Genomic DNA, 20,668 nt, shown 5'->3' on the forward strand with positions numbered 1-20,668 from the left:
CACAGGCTTTCTCCAAGCCTGTGTCTTTTTTGACTCGTGAGTTTTAAGAAGTCTAGCTTCGAGTAGGCACAAAGGATTTGATCCACGTTCCGAAACTGCCAGGGTTACGGCTCTGAACGAGAATTACACCTTCTCCACGGAAGCGGCAGACAAGTGCTTCACCACTGGTTATGCTGTTAAGCCAGCCAGAGGCTGCCTTTTCCACCTTGTAGTCCATATAGTCTGGCCATGCTACGAGGTGTCCGTTATCGATAATCATTTCTTCACCAGGTCCTAGATTAATCGCATGGATAGCACCGAAGGAAGACAGGAACACCGTTCCTCTGCCACTGATTTCTACAATGAAGAAGCCTTCACCGGAGAAGAGCCCTCTGGTTAAATTCTGCATTTTGGTATTTACTTGAATGCCTTCAGTTCCGGCGAGAAATCCGTCTTTTTGAACTAACAGTTTATACGATCCGTCTAATTCTATCGCCTGAATATCGCCGAGTGAGCCAGGTGACAGCAATACCTCACTTTGACCACGGGTCGCTCTAAGTTCTTGAAAGAAGAATTTCTCACCGCTCAGCATTCTCCCGAGACCGCGCATTAAACCACCATCCACGGTTCCTTTTAATTCTACGTTAGGCGACATCGCGACCATTGCGCCCATTTCAGCCTTTACGCTTTCACCGGGATTTAGTTGGACCTTTAACATAGCAAAAGCACCTTCATACAAAACCTGGTAATTCATCCTTTAAACCTCCGCATCTATTTAGATAAGATAGAATACTAGCTTTGCTCTAAGTGTAACGGAATTCTTGCTTCGCTCATAGTCTGGAATATGTTAAAATGAAGTTGTCTTATAGATGTAAGATCAATAATCATTCACCCATGAATAGGAGAGTGGTGTCACATGGCACGAACCAAGACACAAAAAGCCTTGCGTAAGGCAGAGCGCTCCGGAGCCTGGTGCGCAGCACAGAGTCGTAGATCGAATAGTGATTATGGAGCCATTTCACAGCATGTACGGTTAACACCAAGCAAGCAGGAACAATTGAATAAGAATAGATATAAGGGGCAGATCTTCCAAGATGAGGCTCCTTTTTTATTGGCTATTTGATAAGAGAACATCGCTCAGCGTATAGTAATTGAAGAAATAATATATAGGAGATGTATCCCTGATGAAACAAAATAAATATGACGATTCGAATTTCTTCTCAGCCTACCAGCAAATGCCCCGTTCTATTGGAGGGCTTGCAGCAGCAGGAGAATGGCATGTATTAAAGGCGCTTCTTCCAGACTTACATAATAAAAGTGTGCTTGATTTGGGCTGCGGCTTCGGCTGGCATTGCCTATATGCCCGTGAGCAGCAGGCGAGTTCAGTTATAGGTGTGGATATCTCTGAAAAGATGCTGCAACAGGCGCGTGAAAAAACGAACGATCCTGCTATAACTTATATCCAGCTGCCGATTGAGGACATTGATTTTGCGAGCGAGCAATTTGATGTGGTTCTCAGTTCATTGGCTTTCCACTATATTGAATCTTTTGCAGCCATCTGCCGAAAGGTGCATTCGTTTCTTAAGCCTGGCGGGAGTTTTATTTTTTCAGTGGAGCATCCAATCTTTACTTCACGTGAAGAGCAAGACTGGTATGCCGATGAGCAAGGAAACCGCCTGCATTGGCCCGTAGATCATTATCAATCAGAAGGACTTCGTGAAACTAAATTCTTAACAGAAAATGTGATTAAATACCATCGCACGATTTCCACCTACTTTAATGACCTGATTGAAGCTGGCTTTACTATTAAAGCGGTTAAAGAACCAAAGCCTTCAGAAGAAATGAGTAATGATCCATGGATGAAGGATGAGGAGCGTAGACCGATGTTCTTGATCATTTCGGCTGTGAAAGAATAATCTCATGCTCACGAGTTATGTTCGAATATAGAAGCGGGGGTTGTCCTAGAAGTAGCTTTTTCTACTAAGGGACAACCCTTTTGCAATGAAACGGGGTTTCTTTATTTACACCTGTTCTCTGCTGTGCACACGATATTCTCTTGGTGACATCCCGAAACGACTTCGGAAGACCCGGTGAAAATAGGTATAGTTCGCAAAACCACAAGTTTCTGCTACTTGCTCCAGCGGCATGGGACTGAAGGTTATCCGTTCTCTGGCCATTTCCAGTCGGACATCGTTTACATATTTAATAATACTGGTCCCAAAGGCTTCCTTAAATAAATGAACGGCCCGCGAGACGGATATACCCACAAAACCTGCTACATCCTCCAATAGAAAGGGTAGGGTTGCGTGCTCCTCAACATATTGCTTCATTCGGTATGCCAGATAACCTTTTGGAGTAATTGCTGGCTGATCTGTAATTAGCCGGTCGATTTCCATACATAGAATTTGCAGATAGCAGGCAGATATTTCTGGAGAGAAGTCGGAAAGTCGACGGTGCTCCAGAATCAATTGGCGAAACAAGCCAAGAAAACTCTCACTAAGCGGCACACTTAGGCGAGTGGGTCTTTGTGAACGTTGCCACCATTCATCAATCCATGTTCCTCCGCAAAAGATATGATAATCTCCGCTTTCAATTCGTGGCTTGCCCACAGGGTACTCTTCTTTATCTATGATCAAATAGTAAGGATCATTTGGAGCGAATAACATAATATCCCCGCTTTCCACAGGTGACATTACACCATCGATCAATGCACGGCTCCTTCCTTCTGTTTGCAGACGTATAAGAAAGTTCTGGTTCCCTTGACTTTGAGACATATGAAAAGGCTTGCGATGAAAAGAAAATCCGGCTGATAATACGTGACAGGTAGCAGAATGTGTCATAGGTCCTCCTGGGTGTATTGAAATGATAAGCAGATTGTTCATGTTTTAATCATATTATTCATTTTAATATATACGCTTTCATATTACTATGTAGCTAAGCAATAAAGAAAGAAATCGACCATCAACGCTAGAAACAGTCGGTATTAGCTGTGCTTACAAGAATGACAGTTTAAGGAAACTGATGTGAATCAGATTAGTCAATTCTGTTACAGCATTATTGTTCAAGTGATTGTCACTACAGAAAGCTAACTTTAAATCCAATTGGAGTGATTCGAAAATGCTGAAGATAGGCCTGCAATTGTATACGCTCAGAGAAGAACTGGAACAGGATTTTGAAGGGACACTGCGTAAAGTAGCAGCCCTTGGTTATAAAGGTGTGGAGTTTTTCCATTACTTCGGCCGTAGCGCAGCAGAAGTCAAACAATTGCTTGATGAACTTGGACTAGTAGCGCTGGGCGCACACCGTCCCTATGACGCGTTGTTGAATGATACAGAGGCAGAGATCGCGTACAACCTGGAGATTGGAAATCATCATCTAATTGTGCCGTATCTGTCAGAAGAACAACGTAACTATGAAGAAGTTGCTGCGAATCTGAAGATTATTGGAGAAAAGTGTAAGGCGCGTGGAGCGGTTCTTTTGTACCATAATCATGACTTTGAGTTAACTGATCGATATGGTGACCGTACAGCGTTTGACGGTTTGTTTGAAGAGGTGCCAGCTGATTTGCTGCAAGTTGAAATGGATACATGCTGGGTACATCACGCAGGTTATGATGCCGTAGAATATATCAACAAATACGCTAGCCGGTTGCCAATCATCCATCTTAAAGATTTGAAGAAACATGAGGATGGTTCACCGGAAACGGTTGTTCTAGGCGAAGGAGAAGTAAACCTTACAGCAATTCTTGATGCGGCTGTACAGGCAAAGGTAGAGTGGGCGGTAGTGGAGCAGGATTATTGCAGCCGTTCACCATTAGGAAGTGTAGAAGATAGTTTGAAATGGGTAAAAGCATACGCTAATCAAGGGGGAAATGTTCATGTCTAAAAAGTTGAGAATTGCTATTGTCGGTTGCGGTGGAATTGCTAATGGAAAACATATGCCAAGTTTGTCACGTCAAGCAGATGCTGAAATGGTAGCCTTCTGTGATATCGTCGAAGAACGTGCACAGGAAGCAGCAAAAACCTATGGTGCTGAAGGCGCGGCTGTATATACAGATTATCAAGAGCTTTTGAAAGCCGGAGGATTCGATATCGTGCATGTATGTACACCGAATGACAGTCACTCCGTGATCACAATCGCAGCATTGGAAGCTGGCAATCATGTAATGTGTGAGAAGCCAATGGCGAAGACTACAGCTCAAGCACAGGAAATGTTAGAGGCTGCCAAACGCACTGGCATGAAATTGTCTGTAGCTTATCAGAACCGTTATCGTGCGGATAGTGAATATCTTAAAGACGTTTGTGAAAACGGTGAGCTTGGTGAGATCTATTATGCAAAAGCAATTGCCGTTCGTCGTCGTGCGGTTCCTACATGGGGCGTATTCCTGGATGAAGAAAAGCAAGGCGGCGGTCCGCTGATCGATATCGGTACGCATGCGCTTGATCTAACATTATGGATGATGGACAATTATAAACCGCGTAGTGTTATGGGCTCGACTTTCCATAAGCTCGGTAACCGTAAAAACGGCGGAAATGCCTTTGGTCCATGGGACCCTGAACAATTTAAAGTAGAAGATTCAGCATTTGGATTTATTACCATGGAAAATGGTGCTACAATTGTACTGGAATCAAGCTGGGCTCTTAATGTATCTGAATTTGGAGAAGCGAAGACGCTCCTAGCAGGTACAGAGGGTGGCGCAGATATGAAGGACGGGTTACGCTTAAATGGTGACCGTGGTGGCCGTCTATACGAGACTAAAATTGACTTGTCCGCAGGGGGAGTAGCTTTCTTTAACGGAGGACAAGAGAGTGAATCCGATCGTGAAGCTCGCTTGTGGCTTGAAGCAGTTCGGGAAGATAAAGAACCAGTAGTTAAACCTGAACAAGCCCTTGTCGTTACCCAAATTTTGGAGGCTATTTACGAATCTTCCCGTACAGGTCGTGCTGTGTATTTTGACGGAACATCAGATAACTAAACGAGAAGCAGGTGTGAAGTTCATGAGTTCAAACAGACATTCTGTAGTCATTGTTGGTTTTGGAGGAATGGGAAGTTATCACGCAGGATTGATAAAAGAGACCTCTACCTTAATCGTAGTTGGAACGTACGATGTGCTTGAAGCACGTCGTACCAATTCCAACGACGCTGGCTACAAGGCGTACCAAAGTTATGAGGAAGTATTGGCAGATTCTTCGGTCGAAATTATTCTAATTGCCACACCGAACGATGTGCACAAAGAAATTGCGATTCGTGCATTACAAGCTGGCAAACATGTCATTTGTGAGAAGCCAGTTGCTCTATCTAAGGTTGAATTTCAAGAAATACTGGCGGCGGCTGATCAAGCTGGACGTGTGTTTATGGTGCATCAGAACAGACGTTGGGATGAAGATTTTTTAACCATCAAAAAAATGTACGACGAGGAGACGATTGGATCCCTATTCCAGATCGAATCCCGCGTGCACGGAGCGAACGGAATTCCTGGAGACTGGCGTCATGTTAAGGCACAAGGCGGAGGGATGCTGCTGGATTGGGGCGTTCACTTATTGGACCAGCTATTATTCATGATTGATAGCAAAATTACCAGTGTGAGCAGTAGTCTAAGCTTTATTTTAGGAAACGATGTCGATGATGGTTTTGAAGCTATTCTGCAATTTGAGAATGGAATTAAAGCGATCGTAGAGGTTGGGACGACTAACTTTATTACTTTGCCAAGATGGTATGTGAAGGGTATCGAAGGCACTGGAATTATTGAAGACTGGTCTTTAACTGGAAGATTGGTGACCAGAAATAACGCAGGTGAAAAAATCGAACCGAAGCCGATTCGTGCAGGTGTAGGACTAACTAAAACTATGGCACCTCCATCGGAGGGGGCAACGATCACTGAGGAATTACCTCAGCCGTCGGAGTTAAGCTCTAGCTTTTATGATAATTTCGCTGCTGTTATTGAGGGTACTGCAGAACCTATCGTTAAGAACGCTGAGGTTATGCGGGTACAGAATTTGATTGAAGTTATTTTTGAAGCTGCTGAGAGTAATCAAGTGGTGAAGAATTTTGATATCTACGATAAATAATAAGTAAACTATTTCCAAGAGGAGGTGGCCTACAATGAAACTTGGAGTATTTATGGTCTTGTTTGGAGGTCGTAAGCTGGAGGATGCTCTTGATTATGTAGTATCCAAAGGGCTAAAGGCGGTAGAAATCGGTACGGGAGGCAATCCTGGCAACAGCCACTGCGACCCTAAAATGCTGCTGGAGAATGAAACAGCCTTACAAGAATTCAAACATGCTGTGGAATCTCGCGGACTTACAATCAGTGCTTTGAGCTGCCACGGTAACCCATTGCACCCGCAAAAAGAACTTGCTCAAAAGGATCATGAGGATTTCGTAAACTCGGTCAAATTGGCGCAGAAGCTAGGGGTTCCGGTTGTGAATACCTTCTCTGGATGTCCTGGAGATCATGAGGGTGCTAAATATCCGAACTGGCCTGTAGCTCCATGGCCCAATGATTATCAAGAAATTCTGGACTGGCAATGGGAGAACAAGGTTATTCCTTATTGGAAAGAATGGGGTGCCTTTGCCGCTCAGCATGATGTAAAGGTAGGTCTTGAGCTGCATGGAGGATTCTCAGTACACACACCAGGTACTCTGCTGCGGCTGAGAGAAGCAGCAGGTGAAGTGATCGGTGCGAACCTTGATCCGAGTCACATGTGGTGGCAAGGAATTGATCCTGTGCAAGCGATTCATATTTTGGGACGCCAAGGTGCAATCCATCACTTCCATGCGAAGGATACTGTTATTGATCCTGTGAATGTCAATATGCACGGATTAACTGATATGCAGTCGTATACCAAGATGCTTGACCGTGCTTGGCAGTTCCGTTCTGTCGGTTTTGGACATGATCTTAAGACTTGGGCTGACATTATTAGTGCACTTCGTTTGGTTGGGTATGACTATGTGGTTAGTATTGAGCATGAAGATGGGCTGATGTCTATTGAAGAAGGTTTCTCCAAAGCTGTAAGTAACCTTCAACAAGTATTGATTGAGGAGCCACTGACAGAAATGTGGTGGGTTTAAACGAAATGGAGAGCTTCACGAAAGTTAAATTAAATGATGAACAGCTGGATATTTTGGTGAAAGCGGTTTTCGGTTCAGAAACTGCGGTTAACCTTAGTTCAGAACTTACGGGAGGCTTTTTTAATACAGCCTATGATTTGGAACTCAGCACTGGGAAATCTGTCATTCTAAAGGTTGCCCCTGCTGTGGAGACAGATACGTTAAGTTACGAGAAGAACATTATGCGAACTGAAGTGGAAGCTCTCCGTATGGTTGCAGATAAGGGTGTTGTGCCCGTGCCTGCCGTCTACCATTATGATGAAAGTCTGCTGCTCATTCCTATTCCGTATTTCTTTATGGAGAAGGTGGAAGGCCAGCCCTACAGTGATGTGAAGGAGAGTCTTTCACTTCCGGAGAGAGACGCTATCGAAACTGAGCTGGGGCGTTACAATCGCATAATCAATGAGATACGCGGAGAACGTTTTGGCATTTTTGGAACGGATTCAGAGGAGCCAAGAGCCTCGTGGAGAGAGACCTTTTCATGCCTGATGGAAAGTGTACTTGCTGATGCCAAGAGGCTGAATGCACAGCTACCTGCGTCTTGTGAAGAGATTATGCAGGAGGTTTCCAAGTATCTCCCTGCATTAGATGCCGTAACCGAGCCACGACTGGTGCATTGGGATTTATGGAATGGGAATGTATTTGTGAAGGATGGAGTCATCGTATCGCTGATTGACTGGGAGAGAGCCCTGTGGGGCGATGTGCTGATGGAGTATTATTTTAGGCATTTTGAGAATTCTGCCGGTTTCTATAAGGGGTACGGAACAACCTACGACAGTCCGAACGAGATTCAGCGGAAGAAGCTTTATGATCTTTATCTTGATCTTATTCTTGCTATCGAATGTTATTCACGCAAATATGCAGACGAAGGTTATGTCCGTTGGACGCATGATAACTTGACTGAGGGTTGGAACCGTTTTAAAGGCAGCAGTGAATGAAGGTTATAGGTGTGAAAAATGACGTGCGAAAGCACGTCATTTTCCTGTATCTAATTAGATTGGAGGATTACCATGCAGCCGTTAAAAATACCGAGAGAACATAAGCTTCAGATTACAGCTAGTATTCAAGAATATTTTGACACAGAGCTGTCCAGTGAAATTGGGCAATTAGCCAGCGAGAACCTTCTCGATTTTATGCTCAAAGAACTTTCGCCTTATATTTACAATCAAGCGTTGACAGATGCACGAAAAATGATTGAGCAAAAGATGATTTCTCTGGAAGAGGAAATGTATGCTCTCGAACAACCCTTATCCTCAGGCAGAAGATAATCTAAAACACGATAAATTTTAGTGCAGATTTATAACAGTTACGTCTGGATCAGTATCAGCTTCGTAATCTACACCTTCAGTCTCGAATCCAAATAGCTGGAAGAATTCCTGTTTATAGCTATGCAGATCCGTTAGGTCGTAGATATTGTCTGAAGTAAGCTGGTCCCAGATTTCTATAACTTCTTGCTGGACTGCCGGAGACAATTCCCAATCATCTATACGGATACGCCCTTCTTCATCCACAGGAGTTCCTTTCGCTGCGTAGAGATGTTCAGCAAACAACCGATAGGTTTGCTCAATACAACCTTCATGAAGACCGTGCTCTTTCATGACTTTGTAAAGGGCGGAAATATAGAGGGGCACGACAGGAATCGCCGAGCTGGATTGTGTGACAAGACCTTTTGTGACCGCTACATAAGCTCTACCGTGAGTAACAGCTAACGCTTCGTTAAGTGTTCTTGCCGTAGCTTCGAGATGGTCTTTAGCAAGTCCAATCGTTCCCTGGCGATATACGGCTTGAGTAAGCTCTGATCCGATATACGAATAAGCAATAGTGGTTGCGTGATCAGCTAATACTCCGGCTTGCTGGAGTGCTTCTATCCATAACTGCCAATCATCACCGCCCATCACCCGTATGGTATCATGAACTTCCTTATCGGTCGCGGGTTCGATGGAGATTTGAGTGACTTCACCCGTATGAAAATTTACAGTTTTGTTGGTAAAGGTGTCGCCAATAGGTTTGAGAACAGAGTTATATACTTCACCTGTCTCCGGGTCTGTACGGCGCCCAGAAGCAACACTGTAGATGACCAAATCGACTTGTCCTAATTCGCTGCGGATCAGCTGAATCGTTCTTTCTTTGGTCTCTTTGGAGTAAGCATCTCCGGTAACGCTGTAGGATTGCAGGCCTGCAGACTCCGCAAGTTGTTCGAAGGCGGCGGAATTGTACCACCCAGCAGAGGCTGTACGGGCTCCATTGCTGCTGCTCGGCCGATATACGCCTACTGTGCTGGCTCCAGCCCCAAAGGCGGCTGTAACCCGTGAGGCGAGGCCGTAGCCTGTGGATGCGCCAATGACAAGCACCTTCCGGGGTCCTTGGATCGCGGGTTGTGCCTTAATATACTCAATTTGCCGCTCGACTTGACGAGCGCAGCCTTGCGGATGTGCGGTTGTACATATAAAGCCACGTGTTCTAGGTTTTATGATCATAATAATAGTTTCCTCTCTTTCATGAAAAGCAGCTAATGATACGTGTTATTTCTAATTTTAACAATTTTCATTCCAATGGAGAAGGATTGTTTATCTTTCTTATATCAAATACAATGAATCCCGGGCTTTTATGAGGTTGGATTTTTGCATTTTTACTTAACTCTGTATGGTGGTGAAGTCTTGGAAAGTCAGACTAAAACAAAATTAACGGTTGAGCAGCAGGACATCCTGGTGGGTGCTGCTTTTGGAAGCCATGTGAAAATCATTCAAAGTACGGAATTGACGGGAGGTTATTTCAACGCAGCTTATGACCTCCTATTGTCAGATGGCAGAGCTACGATCCTTAAAATATCGCCATCCGATGAGACAGACACGCTAAGTTACGAGCACGATATCATGGCTACAGAGGTTGCGGCAATGCAGCTAATGAAGTCTAAAGGAACGGTACCTGTACCTGAGGTATACGCTTATGATAACAGCAGAAATTTAATATCGAGTGACTTTTTTTTCATGGAGAAAATAATCGGCCAGCCCTATAATGAAATTAAGGAAGAGCTTAGTCCGCAGCAAAGAAGTTGTATTGAGGAAGAATTAGGTCGTTATAGCCGGATTATCAATGAGATTCAAGGGGATCATTTCGGATTATTTAATGTATCCTCGAAGATAAAGGGGACTTCTTGGCGGGAAACCTTTCAAAATTTGATTGGCAACCTCCTTGATGATGCTCGGCGCTTAGAGGCAAAGATGCCCATTCCTTTAGAAAAGATTGAGGCGGAGATCAACAGCCGTATACATGTGATGGATGTGGTCACTGAGCCACGTTTAGTTCACTGGGATCTATGGGATGGGAATGTGTTTGTGCGAGAGGGGAGCATTGTTGCCTTAATCGATTGGGAACGGGCGTTATGGGGCGATCACCTTATGGAATATTATTTTCGCTATATTGAGAATTCTGAGCATTTCTGTAGAGGTTATGGGGACAGCTTTGATAGCCCTAATGAATGTGCACGCAAAAAGCTCTACGACTTATATATCGATTTAATTTATTTCATTGAGTGTTATTCGCGTAAATACGATAGCCAAGGCCATTTCCAGTGGGCACAGGATAATCTGCTGGAAGGTTGGGAACGTTTCATGGGTTAGGACATTTTCAGCAAGATTACAACATAAGAAGGTAAGGAGGCTGAGCAGGAGAAGGGAGAGGATTCTCATGTTTGAGTGGCTAAGTGTACATATAGATATCGTAAGTTTGCTGTGGCTGTTGCCGATCCTATTTATGTTTCATGATTTTGAAGAAATATTAACGATTGAAGCATGGGGGGCAAAGTATAGAACCAGGTTAGAGGCTGCAATTCCTTCGTTTATGCGCAAGACGTATCATTCGATGTTACAAATGACTACACGTAATTTTGCAATGGACGTATTATTCGTGTATATTTTTATAGTGACGGTAACTTGTATTGCAGTATTCTTTTCTAATTACTTATTGTACTTGGCAGTGCTTGCGGTATTTTTCTTACATGTATTTACTCATCTAGGACAGACGATATATTTAAAGATATATACACCAGGGGTAGTTACAGCAGTACTAGTAGTTCTTCCCTATTCTCTTTATGCGTATTATCGACTATTGAATGACAACTTGGTATCTCTTGGAGATATCGGATGGTCTCTGCTGTTAGTTCTTTTGCTGCTTCCGCCAATATTGTGGTTGTTAGTGAAGAATAGAACTCGCATTAAACAGAACTAGTACATAAGGCTGCTGCTGGCCATATCTTTTTCAGAAAAATCTTGACTAGAACCCTTAGAACTAGATAAAATAATACTTATTGCTTACAACTTGGTGAGAATCATTATCATAATTGACGAGGAAATGAGAGGGTGACAAGATGGAGCGCCTTTTAGAGGTAAAAGATCTAGCGATATCATTCAAAACACACGGTGGAGAAGTACAAGCGATCCGTGGTGTTAGCTTCCATGTAGATAAAGGTGAAACTCTAGCGATAGTTGGGGAATCCGGTTCCGGTAAAAGTGTAACTTCACAAGCGGTAATGAAGCTAGTTCCAACGCCGCCAGGAGAATATAAACGTGGACAAATTTTATTTGATGGACAAGATTTGATCGGTAAGACTGAGAAGCAAATGCAGAAGATTCGTGGTAAAGAGATCGGCATGATTTTTCAGGATCCGATGACTTCCTTGAACCCGATGATGAAGGTCGGCAGACAAATTACTGAAGTACTGCACAAACATGAGAAAATCTCCAAAGAAGCTGCCAATAAACGTGGGGTTGAACTGCTTACGCTAGTAGGTATTCCTTCACCAGAGCGCCGCTTCAATCAATATCCGCATGAGTTCAGTGGCGGTATGCGTCAACGTGTCGTTATCGCAATGGCACTTGCAGCAAACCCTAAGCTTCTGATTGCGGATGAGCCAACTACAGCGCTCGACGTTACCATTCAGGCACAGATTCTTGACCTGATGAAGGAATTGCAGAAGAAGATTGATACGGCGATTATTTTTATCACCCATGATCTTGGTGTTGTAGCAAGAATGGCGGATCGTGTAGCGGTAATGTATGCCGGACAAATTGTTGAAATGGGAACTGCAGAAGAGATCTTTTACGATCCAAGACATCCTTACACTTGGGGATTGCTTGCATCCATGCCAAGTTTAGAGAGCAAAGGTTCTTTGCTTACCGCGATTCCTGGTACCCCTCCAGATTTGATCAAACCGCCTAAGGGTGATGCCTTCGCACTTCGCAGCACTTATGCGATGCAAATCGATATGGAGAAAGAGCCTCCAATGTATAAGGTTTCGGATACCCATATGGTGAAGTCTTGGTTAATGCATCCGATGGCACCTAAGGTGGAACCGCCGACAGTCGTTAAGAATAGACAACGTATACTTAAGAACGCTTATCCAGAGCCAGTTTTAGTGCAAGAAGGCGCTAAGTAAGCAACTTGTTTTAACTAAATAATAAGAGGAAACGCTAGGCCATTTAGTTGGCTTAGCGTTTTTTTTATTTTCTACAATGTTCACTATTATTTAAATAAATATGAATTAATACGAACTTAATTAAATAAAAGGGTTGACTATTTATCGTTTTCATCTCAAAATGAAAAGGCATACATAGGGGGTATAACGATGAAGAAGATAATTATTACTACTTTACTTAGTGTTTCATTATTAGCTGTAACCGCGTGCAACAACGACACGGCTAATTCTGGCAACATAAACAGCGGACCTGAGCCTGTTCAGCCTGTCTTCAAGAATGTTTCTGTACATGATCCTTCCATTATTTTGGCTGATAATAAGTACTATGTGTTTGGCTCGCATTTGGCTTCTGCTAAATCCGACGACCTGATGTCCTGGACTCAATTGTCCTCAGGAGTTGTTGATGGAAACGTACTCATCCCGAATGTCAAAGAGGAATTAAAAGAGGCCTTAACCTGGGGAAAGACGGACACTTTATGGGCACCGGATGTCATTCAATTGGCGGATGGCAAATATTATATGTATTACAACGCGTGTAAAGGTGATTCCCCATTATCAGCACTTGGTATAGCCGTGTCAGACCAGATTGAAGGTCCTTATAAGAACAAAGGGATCTTCTTAAAGTCCGGTATGGTGGGCGTAGGCGATGACGGAGAAACTTATGATGCCACACAAAAGCCGAATGTTGTAGATCCGGATGTGTTCTTTGATAAAGAAGGCAGATTGTGGATGGTGTATGGTTCTTATTCCGGTGGTATTTTTATTATGGAACTGGATACAAGCACAGGATTCCCACTGCCAGATCAAGGTTATGGCAAAAAGCTTCTAGGCGCAAATCATGCGCGGATAGAAGCTCCCTATATGCTGTACAGTCCTGAGACGGATTACTACTACCTGTTCCTATCCTACGGGGGGCTGGCTGCTGATGGCGGATATAACATCCGTGTAGCTCGCTCGAAGACACCTGATGGACCTTTTGAAGATTCTGAGGGCCAGGATATGATCGATTCACAGGGCACAGCTGGCGTATTGTTTGATGATCCTGCTTATGCTCCTTACGGAGTTAAACTCATGGGGAATTTCGAATTCCTGAATAATGACGATGAGCTCCCAGTAAGTGGGGAAGGATATGTATCACCAGGACATAACTCCGCATTTTACGATGAAGAGACTGGCAAGTATTATTTGATCTTCCATACACGGTTCCCGAATCGTGGTGAAAAGCATGAGGTTAGAGTACACCAGATGTTCATGAACGCTGATGGCTGGCCGGTGGTCGCACCACACCGTTATGGTGGCGAGACCATTGATAAATATACGAAAGAGCAAATCGCAGGCGAATACAAATATGTGAATCATAATAAAGAAATTACGGCAGATATCGTGCAATCGGAGCTAATTCAATTGACGAAGAGTGGTAAAATCAAAGGCGCAGTAAAGGGCAAGTGGAAGCTTATCGACGATCATACTGCAGAGTTAACGATAGGTGGTTCTACTTATAAGGGTGTGTTCCTGAAAGAGTGGAATGAAGCTACAGCCAGTAATGTTATGACGTTCACCGCGGTTTCTAATGAAGGGATCTCTATCTGGGGAAGTCATGTATCACCTTCGGAATAAGATAGTTTAAAAGGATTAACAGCAGAAGGGGTTTCAACTAGTCATGTGTAATGGCTAAGTTGAAACCCCTTTTATAATGTAGGATTAGTCTACGAACTTTCGGATCACAATAACAGCATTATGGCCGCCGAAGCCAAATGAATTAGAGATGCCTATTTCGAGATTAGCTTTTCGTGCATTGTTAGGTACGTAATCTAAATCACAGATGGAATCAGGCGTGTCCTGATTGATGGTAGGAGGAATGATCCCTTCTTGGATACTCTTAACTAAAGCGATGGCTTCTAAGCCGCCAGCGGCCCCTAAAGCATGTCCAGTCATGGACTTATTAGCGGTTACGGGGATGTGGTAGGCATGCTCGCCAAATAATTTTTTAATCGCTAGGGTTTCAGAATGGTCTCCTACTACTGTACTTGTCGCATGCGCACTGATTACATCTACGTTGTGGGGCTGGAGATTAGCTTCATTTAGCGCTAACTTCATAGCTTGATAGGCACCAATCCCCTCTGGATGAGTGGCAACCATATGATAAGCATCAGAGCTAGCACCATACCCGATCACTTCACCGTGAATCTTGGCGTTTCTACGCTGAGCATGGGAGAGTGACTCAAGAATGACTATGCCGCCACCTTCACCGATTACAAAGCCATCCCGTCCTCCATCGAAAGGGCGGCTCGCTTTAGTAGGCTCTTCATTTCGTGTAGATAAAGAGGTGGCATTCCCGAAGCTGGCCAGCGAGATTCCAGTAATAGCAGCCTCAGAACCCCCGGCTATAACGATGTCCGCACCGCCATAACGAATTAAACGGAAGGCCTCGCCAATTGCAGTATTTCCAATAGAACAAGCTGTTACTGGAGACATGGTCGGGCCGAGAGCTCCAAATTTAATGCTGATCATCGCCGCAGCCATATTGGAGATCATCATGGGAATTAAGGTAGGGCTGACTCGATCAGGTCCACGCTCTTTCAGGACCGTACCTTGATCCATCAAGGTCTGAATTCCTCCAACACCAGATCCTACATAAACGCCAAGTCTCTCCTTGTCAATCTTATCAAGCTGGAGGCCAGAATGTTTCCAAGCCTCTTCAGTAGCTGCGAGGGCAAACTGACTGAATCTGTCCATTCGCCGTGCCTCTTTACGCCCAAATCTGCCCTCTGCATCGAAATCACGTACTTCGCCGGCAATTCTCGTCTTAAAACCTGTTGTATCAAATGAAGTGATCGGGGATATACCCGATTCACCAGAAATTAGCCGATCCCAAAATTGTTCGATTGTATTTCCAAGTGGTGAGATTAAGCCCATGCCTGTAATCACTACGCGTTCCATAATGAACCTCCTCAGCTAGTGTATACTAGTATTTTTCCACTTTATTTATCCTATTACAAGTTATCGTTTATCCTAGTATAATTTGTACTATACTAAAGGAACAGAAATCCCAAAGTGGAGGTAGCTTATGGCTAATCAAACAAGATTACAAGCATTATCCGATTTTTTGAAAGCACGTCGTGCGGCAATTTCACCAAGCTCTGTAGGCTTGCCAGAAGGCACACGCAGAAGAACGCCAGGACTCCGCAGGGAAGAGGTTGCACAGCTTGCAGGGGTAAGCAGTACCTGGTATACGTGGCTTGAACAAGGCAGAGATATAAAAGTCTCGTCCTCTGTTTTGGACTGTATTGCCACTGCACTTAGGCTGACTAAAGATGAGCGGAAGTATCTTTTTGCACTGGCTTTAGAAACTGGAACCAGAACCACACCCTATCCGCAAGATGAATCTTCCGTAATTAGTCCTTCGCTGCAGAAAATTTTACAGGAACTTAAATATTGTCCTACGATTATTTCTGATAGACGTTGCGGAATCGTCGGTTGGAATGAAGCTGCCGCCCATGTTTTTCTTGATTTCTCAAAGCTGCCTATCGAAGAGCGGAATATGATCCGATTGTTATTTGTTCGTAAGGAGTTTAGGCGCTTAGCAGTGAATTGGGAACAATTCGTCAGCGGTTATCTTTCTATCTTCAGAGCGTATTACGGACAGTATGTAGAGGATCATTGGTATGATGAATTTATAGAGGAATTGAAAGAATTGCATCCGGCTTTTAATGAGATGTGGGAGCAAAGTCGGGTTAGCTCGGCCCCGGATGTGTTACTAGAATTCAGACATGCCAAGGCGGGAAAAATGTTATTTCATCTAACCTCTTTGCAGGTTCATGGCAGTGCAGATTTACGCTGCAGCATCTATACTCCTGCGGGAGATTCGAATACTGAAACCAAGCTGAAGCAGCTTATGGAGCAGCATACAATAGAAGGATTAAGCTAGATTCACATAGAGAAGCATCCCTAGCTGAACTTCCAGCTAGAGATGCTTAATGCTACACTATTAGAAATCTGATGTTGAAATTTCAATAGTTCCGAATGTGGTGCCAGCAGGAGTACTTAAGAGTGCAGCTACCAAAAGGGCATGAACTGCAAGCGTAAGGCTATTGAATGCTGGAATCGTGTATGTGATAACTGGAGCATTCACACGAGTGATTACTAAATCTACTGGGAAGTTGGAGTTGTTGTTCACAGTAACAGCAGCGTTAATTCCACCTGCAAGGTTTTCATAATAAGATTTACCAATGACAGGGGCTAAATTGAAATATTGAAGCGGTAATACGATGGCCATAGTAACGACCTCCTTTTCGTTTGATAGGATATTCTATGTTGAAAATCTATTAATGCTAGAGCGAATGCCATGGTGAATTAGCACTTTTTAATAGAAAAAACCGGGGATGTCCAATAGCCACTTAGAAAGCGGCTGGGACATCCCCGGTTTATTTTCGTACGCTTATTCCGTTTTTTTACGATAAATCAGATACAGTATCAATCCGAATAGCATGCCGACAAACGACATTGCGGAGATCGTTAAGTAAAGAGCTTTACCCCCAAAGGCATCATATAATGCCCCACCAGCATAAGAAGCCAGGATACCTGATACACCGAAGAACAATAGTGCAAGGACGGTTTGCCCTGTAGCACGCCATTCCTCGGGTACAATGCTGTACAGGTATTGAATAGCAGCCGAGTAGAACACAGGGAAGGTAAGAATTTGCAGAATCTGCAAATACGCTAACAAGTGTGGATCAATGATCCAAGCTGAAATCAAGAAACGAAGGAAATAGAAGGCTCCGGAAATCGATATGATGATCAGTTCTTTTCCTTTTCGCAACCACCAGAAGCTTAATGCAAAGACAATGATTTCACTTATTGCCGCGAGGAAAAATGATTGGCCTACCAATTGAGGACTGCCACCAAGCTCACGAATATAAACTCCAATAAATGTATCGTTCATTCGTGCGGGTACAGAGCTAATAAATATGAGCACCAGAAACATCAATGTCTTTTTGTTGCCAAAAAAGTGCTTGAGGCTATCCAGCGTGACCGGCTTACCTGTGACGGGGGCATCTGGCATGTTCCAGCTTACTATAAAGCTTATAAGGCAAATGGCAACAAACAGAAGAGCTATTCCATGAGAGCCGAAAAAACCAAGCACATAGCCAGTAATCAGAGCCATTACACCATAACCTAGCGCACCATATGTACGGATAGAACCATAGCTAATTCCAGCCGCCTCAGAGACTCGGAAATTCAAGCTTTCTGTCAGCGGATCAATGGGCATCAAGAAGAAATACAGCAGCATAGCAAAAAGAATGAGAACAACGTAACTGCTGGAATCGAACAAAAAGTATCCGGTTACCGCTGAGCATAACAGCAGAGCTAACAGCACTTTGCGGATGGTTTTTGTTTTATCACTGATCATCCCCCATAAAGGCTGGGCAACGATGGTAACAAAACCACCAGTTCCAATAATGAAGCCGATTTGCGATGGGCTTAGACCTTGTTCACTTAGATAGACTGGCAGAAAGGGAATAAACATGGCTAGCAGAGCAAAATACAAAAAGTTAAACCCTCGTAAAAGATTTGGTGCATTCATAAGTTTTTTTACCTCACGTGTTAGAAAATTTGTATAGAGTCAATTTTGCTATTGTATCATGGATAATAAATGATTAGGATATAAATCTATTCGCGGAACTGCTCAAGATGACCCTAACCCTCTATAAATTTCTGGCCGTAATATGATAAACTGGTTACTATTAAAGCAAAATGCAAGGAGAAACGTTAATGATAAAGTTGGTATCATGGAATGTGAATGGTCTTCGGGCCTGTGTTAAAAAAGGGTTTGATGATTATTTTAAGGAAGTAGAAGCAGATATTTTCTGTGTTCAGGAGACGAAGCTGCAAGAAGGGCAGATTGTTCTGGAACAGGGTGAAGAATACTATCAATATTGGAATTATGCAGTGAAAAAAGGGTATTCAGGCACAGCTATATTCACCAAAATCAAGCCGATCTCTGTGAGATACGGAATGGAAGAGGATGAAGAAGCGGAAGGCCGGATTATTACGCTGGAGTTCGAACATTTTTATCTAGTGAATGTGTATACACCAAATGCCAAACGAGATCTGGCTAGATTGGATTACAGAATGGAATGGGAGGACCGTTTCCGCAATTACCTTCTGGAACTGGACAAGCTAAAACCAGTCGTTGTATGCGGCGATATGAACGTAGCCCATCAGGATATTGATATCAAAAATGCTAAAGCTAACCGCGGAAACTCTGGCTTTACCGATGAAGAAAGAGGGAAAATGAGTACGCTGCTGGAGTCCGGCTTCATAGATACCTTTAGATATTTTCATCCAGAGCTTGAAGGTGTTTATTCATGGTGGTCTTATATGCCCAAGGTGAGAGAACGGAATGTAGGCTGGCGGATTGATTATTTCCTAGCTTCTTCTAGACTTGCACCTAATCTGCTGGATGCCCAAATCGATTGCCACATTATGGGGAGCGATCATTGTCCGGTCATCCTCAAGCTTGCTGATTTCACAGATTAGAATCGAATATTTAAAAGGCCGCTAAGTCTCTTTAAAGGACGAAGCGGTCTTTTGTATTCATTAAGAATTATAGTCTGCCAATGATCTCAGGGAATTCAGTCGGTCCCATATTCACATTAAACTTTTGTTTAAGAATTAGCTGATTCTCTAGTAAGATTATTTCAAGAGTTATGCAGAAAGGCATTTCAATAAACAATAAAGTAAGCTGTAGCTGATCATCAGCAACCCAAGTAAAGCTGGACATGATTCGGTTCAAGGAAGCATCAATGACCTGTGCGAAGCTTTCGAGCCATTTCCCTCGACCAAGACAGATCACAGAATCCTCTCCAGTCTTAAATTGTAAAGTAACTGCAGCTTCGTTGTTATTGAAAGAGATAGAGAAGGTGTCCAAGGCAAATTGGTTGTCATCGAGCTTATAGGTTAAGCCGTTTATTCGTTCTTCTTGTGATGAAGAGGGCTGCAGTTGTGGCGGTTGGATAGATAAATTCTTTAATTTTTCAACCAAGTGGGCAGAAGCAGCCGGCTCTAATGGCAAGGGAGCTGGCTTCATCGCGGGAAGCAGATGTTCCCACACAGCATTCAACATTCCTTGTATACTGTCTGATGCAGCAGTAGTAATAATTACGGCATCTTGCTCCGGAAGCACAACACAGAGTTGACCGAAGGCGCCATCTGCCCGGTAGCCACCGTGCTGGCATTGCCAGAACTGATACCCATATCCCATTGCCCAGTCATGATCACCTTCGCCATTGGAAATATGTTTGGAAGTAGCCTCATTAATCCACTTTTCAGGCAGAACCCGTTGATTATTCCAGATTCCTTTTTGTAAGTATAGCTGGCCGAATTTAGCGATATCCTCGGTTGTAATGTTTAAGCCAAATCCCCCTGTGTTAATTCCACGTGGACAAGACTCCCACGTTGCACCGTGAATGCCCAGAGGAACGAAGAGGCGCGGTTCTAAATATTCTAGCAGTGTTTGGCCAGTAACCCGTTGAAGGATCGCGGCCAGCATGTAAGTAGCACCGGTATTATATAGGAAATGTGTACCCGGTTGTTTCTCGACGGGGACGGAGAAGAAAGCTTTCACCCAATTCCCGTCGGCACTTTTGCGAAGGGTGTCCATAGTATCCACGACATGCCCGGTACCCATCATCAATAGATGTCTGATTGTCATATTAGATAGATTCTCCGTGATAATCGAAGGAGCCTCTTCAGGGAAAAAGGAGAGGACAGAATCATCGAGGGTGACAAGTTTCTCAGTAACAGCTAACCCGATTGCGGTTGAGGTGAAGCTTTTGCTAAGGGAAAATAACATATGCGGAAGAACGGACCTGTAAGGAGCCCACCAGCCTTCAGAGACCACATAACCATGTCGTAGTAGCATAAAGCTGTGCAGGCCTAAATTTTGTTCCTCTACTGCACTAATAAAGCGGGATATTGCGGTTGATGAAATCCCCTGTTTTTCTGGAAGACTTCTAGATAACTGCAAGCTGCTTGTAGTTTCCATACGCTCATCTCCTAAATTTTGAGAATGCTCACCTCCTAATTCTATAATAATTTCCAATG

Annotated in this window: 21 protein-coding genes; 14 read left to right on the plus strand and 7 right to left on the minus strand. The window is 43.7% G+C overall.

All coding sequences use genetic code 11. The features are described from left to right. Positions 1–52 precede the first annotated feature (52 nt). On the minus strand, positions 53–733 hold the full coding sequence (locus MHB37_RS13795; protein WP_036686316.1) for a TIGR00266 family protein: 681 nt from the start codon (positions 731–733) through the stop codon (positions 53–55). A 162-nt stretch (positions 734–895) separates the two neighbouring features. Between MHB37_RS13795 and MHB37_RS13800 the strand changes: the two genes are divergently transcribed. Both MHB37_RS13800 and MHB37_RS13805 read left to right on the plus strand, forming a co-directional pair. Then, entirely contained in the window at positions 896–1,102 is a 207-nt protein-coding gene (locus MHB37_RS13800) for a hypothetical protein (RefSeq protein ID WP_143762700.1), read from the plus strand. Between the two features lie 61 nt (positions 1,103–1,163). Continuing rightward, entirely contained in the window at positions 1,164–1,895 is a 732-nt protein-coding gene (locus MHB37_RS13805) for a bifunctional 2-polyprenyl-6-hydroxyphenol methylase/3-demethylubiquinol 3-O-methyltransferase UbiG (RefSeq protein ID WP_076189905.1), read from the plus strand. A gap of 105 nt (positions 1,896–2,000) precedes the next feature. Here MHB37_RS13805 and MHB37_RS13810 read toward each other — a convergent pair whose 3' ends face one another. Beyond that, positions 2,001–2,819, minus strand: a complete 819-nt coding sequence (locus MHB37_RS13810; RefSeq protein WP_076125965.1) for an AraC family transcriptional regulator — start codon at positions 2,817–2,819, stop codon at positions 2,001–2,003. Positions 2,820–3,096: 277 nt separating this feature from the next. On the opposite strand from MHB37_RS13810, the gene MHB37_RS13815 reads away from it, so the two are divergent. From MHB37_RS13815 to MHB37_RS13840, 6 genes are all read left to right on the plus strand, one after another. Beyond that, on the plus strand, positions 3,097–3,864 hold the full coding sequence (locus MHB37_RS13815; RefSeq protein ID WP_076189906.1) for a sugar phosphate isomerase/epimerase: 768 nt from the start codon (positions 3,097–3,099) through the stop codon (positions 3,862–3,864). Further along, entirely contained in the window at positions 3,857–4,954 is a 1,098-nt protein-coding gene (locus MHB37_RS13820; RefSeq protein ID WP_036686323.1) for a Gfo/Idh/MocA family protein, read from the plus strand. Before MHB37_RS13815 ends, MHB37_RS13820 begins: the two co-directional genes overlap by 8 nt. Before the next feature lie 22 nt (positions 4,955–4,976). Further along, positions 4,977–6,047: a Gfo/Idh/MocA family protein gene (locus tag MHB37_RS13825; protein WP_076125969.1), complete on the plus strand. Its 1,071-nt coding sequence runs from the start codon at positions 4,977–4,979 to the stop codon at positions 6,045–6,047. 34 nt (positions 6,048–6,081) lie between these two features. Further along, the gene (locus MHB37_RS13830) at positions 6,082–7,050 is read left to right on the plus strand and encodes a sugar phosphate isomerase/epimerase (RefSeq protein WP_076101695.1); all 969 of its coding nucleotides are present in this window, start codon (positions 6,082–6,084) and stop codon (positions 7,048–7,050) included. A 5-nt stretch (positions 7,051–7,055) separates the two neighbouring features. Next, a complete protein-coding gene (locus tag MHB37_RS13835) occupies positions 7,056–8,027 on the plus strand; it encodes a phosphotransferase family protein (protein ID WP_076190156.1) in 972 nt (323 codons plus the stop codon). Between the two features lie 72 nt (positions 8,028–8,099). Next, positions 8,100–8,357: a DUF2164 domain-containing protein gene (locus MHB37_RS13840; protein ID WP_076310413.1), complete on the plus strand. Its 258-nt coding sequence runs from the start codon at positions 8,100–8,102 to the stop codon at positions 8,355–8,357. An 18-nt stretch (positions 8,358–8,375) separates the two neighbouring features. On the opposite strand, the gene fabV is transcribed toward MHB37_RS13840, so the two are convergent. After that, positions 8,376–9,566: an enoyl-ACP reductase FabV gene (gene fabV, locus MHB37_RS13845; protein WP_076310414.1), complete on the minus strand. Its 1,191-nt coding sequence runs from the start codon at positions 9,564–9,566 to the stop codon at positions 8,376–8,378. 180 nt (positions 9,567–9,746) lie between these two features. Here fabV and MHB37_RS13850 point away from each other — a divergent pair, with 180 nt between their 5' ends. From MHB37_RS13850 to MHB37_RS13865, 4 genes are all read left to right on the plus strand, one after another. Then, the gene (locus tag MHB37_RS13850) at positions 9,747–10,709 is read left to right on the plus strand and encodes a phosphotransferase family protein (protein ID WP_076183894.1); all 963 of its coding nucleotides are present in this window, start codon (positions 9,747–9,749) and stop codon (positions 10,707–10,709) included. A 67-nt stretch (positions 10,710–10,776) separates the two neighbouring features. Further along, on the plus strand, positions 10,777–11,316 hold the full coding sequence (locus MHB37_RS13855; RefSeq protein ID WP_405169500.1) for an HXXEE domain-containing protein: 540 nt from the start codon (positions 10,777–10,779) through the stop codon (positions 11,314–11,316). A 139-nt stretch (positions 11,317–11,455) separates the two neighbouring features. Continuing rightward, positions 11,456–12,523, plus strand: coding sequence for an ABC transporter ATP-binding protein (locus MHB37_RS13860; RefSeq protein ID WP_076135552.1), 1,068 nt, complete (start codon positions 11,456–11,458; stop codon positions 12,521–12,523). 183 nt (positions 12,524–12,706) lie between these two features. After that, a complete protein-coding gene (locus MHB37_RS13865; RefSeq protein ID WP_370511613.1) occupies positions 12,707–14,179 on the plus strand; it encodes a family 43 glycosylhydrolase in 1,473 nt (490 codons plus the stop codon). An 84-nt stretch (positions 14,180–14,263) separates the two neighbouring features. Here the strand turns inward: MHB37_RS13865 and fabF are convergent, their stop codons facing one another. Continuing rightward, entirely contained in the window at positions 14,264–15,502 is a 1,239-nt protein-coding gene (fabF, locus tag MHB37_RS13870) for a beta-ketoacyl-ACP synthase II (protein ID WP_340975812.1), read from the minus strand. Between the two features lie 127 nt (positions 15,503–15,629). Here fabF and MHB37_RS13875 point away from each other — a divergent pair, with 127 nt between their 5' ends. Next, on the plus strand, positions 15,630–16,490 hold the full coding sequence (locus MHB37_RS13875; protein WP_341164966.1) for a helix-turn-helix transcriptional regulator: 861 nt from the start codon (positions 15,630–15,632) through the stop codon (positions 16,488–16,490). Positions 16,491–16,550: 60 nt separating this feature from the next. Here MHB37_RS13875 and MHB37_RS13880 read toward each other — a convergent pair whose 3' ends face one another. Together MHB37_RS13880 and MHB37_RS13885 are read right to left on the minus strand one after the other, a co-directional pair. Next, positions 16,551–16,838: a hypothetical protein gene (locus MHB37_RS13880; RefSeq protein WP_076125983.1), complete on the minus strand. Its 288-nt coding sequence runs from the start codon at positions 16,836–16,838 to the stop codon at positions 16,551–16,553. 162 nt (positions 16,839–17,000) lie between these two features. Beyond that, positions 17,001–18,146 carry an MFS transporter gene (locus MHB37_RS13885; RefSeq protein ID WP_076183499.1) on the minus strand — a complete coding sequence of 382 codons (1,146 nt, stop codon included), beginning with the start codon at positions 18,144–18,146 and terminating at the stop codon, positions 17,001–17,003. A gap of 191 nt (positions 18,147–18,337) precedes the next feature. Here MHB37_RS13885 and MHB37_RS13890 point away from each other — a divergent pair, with 191 nt between their 5' ends. Beyond that, positions 18,338–19,102, plus strand: coding sequence for an exodeoxyribonuclease III (locus MHB37_RS13890; protein ID WP_076279814.1), 765 nt, complete (start codon positions 18,338–18,340; stop codon positions 19,100–19,102). Between the two features lie 67 nt (positions 19,103–19,169). On the opposite strand, the gene MHB37_RS13895 is transcribed toward MHB37_RS13890, so the two are convergent. After that, entirely contained in the window at positions 19,170–20,609 is a 1,440-nt protein-coding gene (locus MHB37_RS13895) for a serine hydrolase domain-containing protein (RefSeq protein ID WP_405169501.1), read from the minus strand. Between the last annotated feature and the right edge of the window lie 59 nt (positions 20,610–20,668).

Source organism: Paenibacillus sp. FSL H3-0286 (assembly GCF_045040705.1).
Lineage (GTDB): Bacteria > Bacillota > Bacilli > Paenibacillales > Paenibacillaceae > Paenibacillus_AQ > Paenibacillus_AQ odorifer.

What these genes read in the sequence shown, in the direction of transcription:
- MHB37_RS13800 (WP_143762700.1), top strand. Translation starts at nt 896, where the DNA reads ATGGCACGAACCAAGACACAAAAAGCCTTGCGTAAGGCAGAGCGCTCC.
- MHB37_RS13815 (WP_076189906.1), top strand. Translation starts at nt 3,097, where the DNA reads ATGCTGAAGATAGGCCTGCAATTGTATACGCTCAGAGAAGAACTGGAA.
- MHB37_RS13895 (WP_405169501.1), bottom strand. Translation starts at nt 20,609, where the DNA reads ATGGAAACTACAAGCAGCTTGCAGTTATCTAGAAGTCTTCCAGAAAAA.
- MHB37_RS13795 (WP_036686316.1), bottom strand. Translation starts at nt 733, where the DNA reads ATGAATTACCAGGTTTTGTATGAAGGTGCTTTTGCTATGTTAAAGGTC.
- MHB37_RS13830 (WP_076101695.1), top strand. Translation starts at nt 6,082, where the DNA reads ATGAAACTTGGAGTATTTATGGTCTTGTTTGGAGGTCGTAAGCTGGAG.
- MHB37_RS13835 (WP_076190156.1), top strand. Translation starts at nt 7,056, where the DNA reads ATGGAGAGCTTCACGAAAGTTAAATTAAATGATGAACAGCTGGATATT.
- MHB37_RS13840 (WP_076310413.1), top strand. Translation starts at nt 8,100, where the DNA reads ATGCAGCCGTTAAAAATACCGAGAGAACATAAGCTTCAGATTACAGCT.
- MHB37_RS13880 (WP_076125983.1), bottom strand. Translation starts at nt 16,838, where the DNA reads ATGGCCATCGTATTACCGCTTCAATATTTCAATTTAGCCCCTGTCATT.
- MHB37_RS13825 (WP_076125969.1), top strand. Translation starts at nt 4,977, where the DNA reads ATGAGTTCAAACAGACATTCTGTAGTCATTGTTGGTTTTGGAGGAATG.
- fabV (WP_076310414.1), bottom strand. Translation starts at nt 9,566, where the DNA reads ATGATCATAAAACCTAGAACACGTGGCTTTATATGTACAACCGCACAT.
- MHB37_RS13860 (WP_076135552.1), top strand. Translation starts at nt 11,456, where the DNA reads ATGGAGCGCCTTTTAGAGGTAAAAGATCTAGCGATATCATTCAAAACA.
- MHB37_RS13875 (WP_341164966.1), top strand. Translation starts at nt 15,630, where the DNA reads ATGGCTAATCAAACAAGATTACAAGCATTATCCGATTTTTTGAAAGCA.
- MHB37_RS13885 (WP_076183499.1), bottom strand. Translation starts at nt 18,146, where the DNA reads ATGAATGCACCAAATCTTTTACGAGGGTTTAACTTTTTGTATTTTGCT.
- fabF (WP_340975812.1), bottom strand. Translation starts at nt 15,502, where the DNA reads ATGGAACGCGTAGTGATTACAGGCATGGGCTTAATCTCACCACTTGGA.
- MHB37_RS13820 (WP_036686323.1), top strand. Translation starts at nt 3,857, where the DNA reads ATGTCTAAAAAGTTGAGAATTGCTATTGTCGGTTGCGGTGGAATTGCT.
- MHB37_RS13810 (WP_076125965.1), bottom strand. Translation starts at nt 2,819, where the DNA reads ATGACACATTCTGCTACCTGTCACGTATTATCAGCCGGATTTTCTTTT.
- MHB37_RS13805 (WP_076189905.1), top strand. Translation starts at nt 1,164, where the DNA reads ATGAAACAAAATAAATATGACGATTCGAATTTCTTCTCAGCCTACCAG.
- MHB37_RS13855 (WP_405169500.1), top strand. Translation starts at nt 10,777, where the DNA reads ATGTTTGAGTGGCTAAGTGTACATATAGATATCGTAAGTTTGCTGTGG.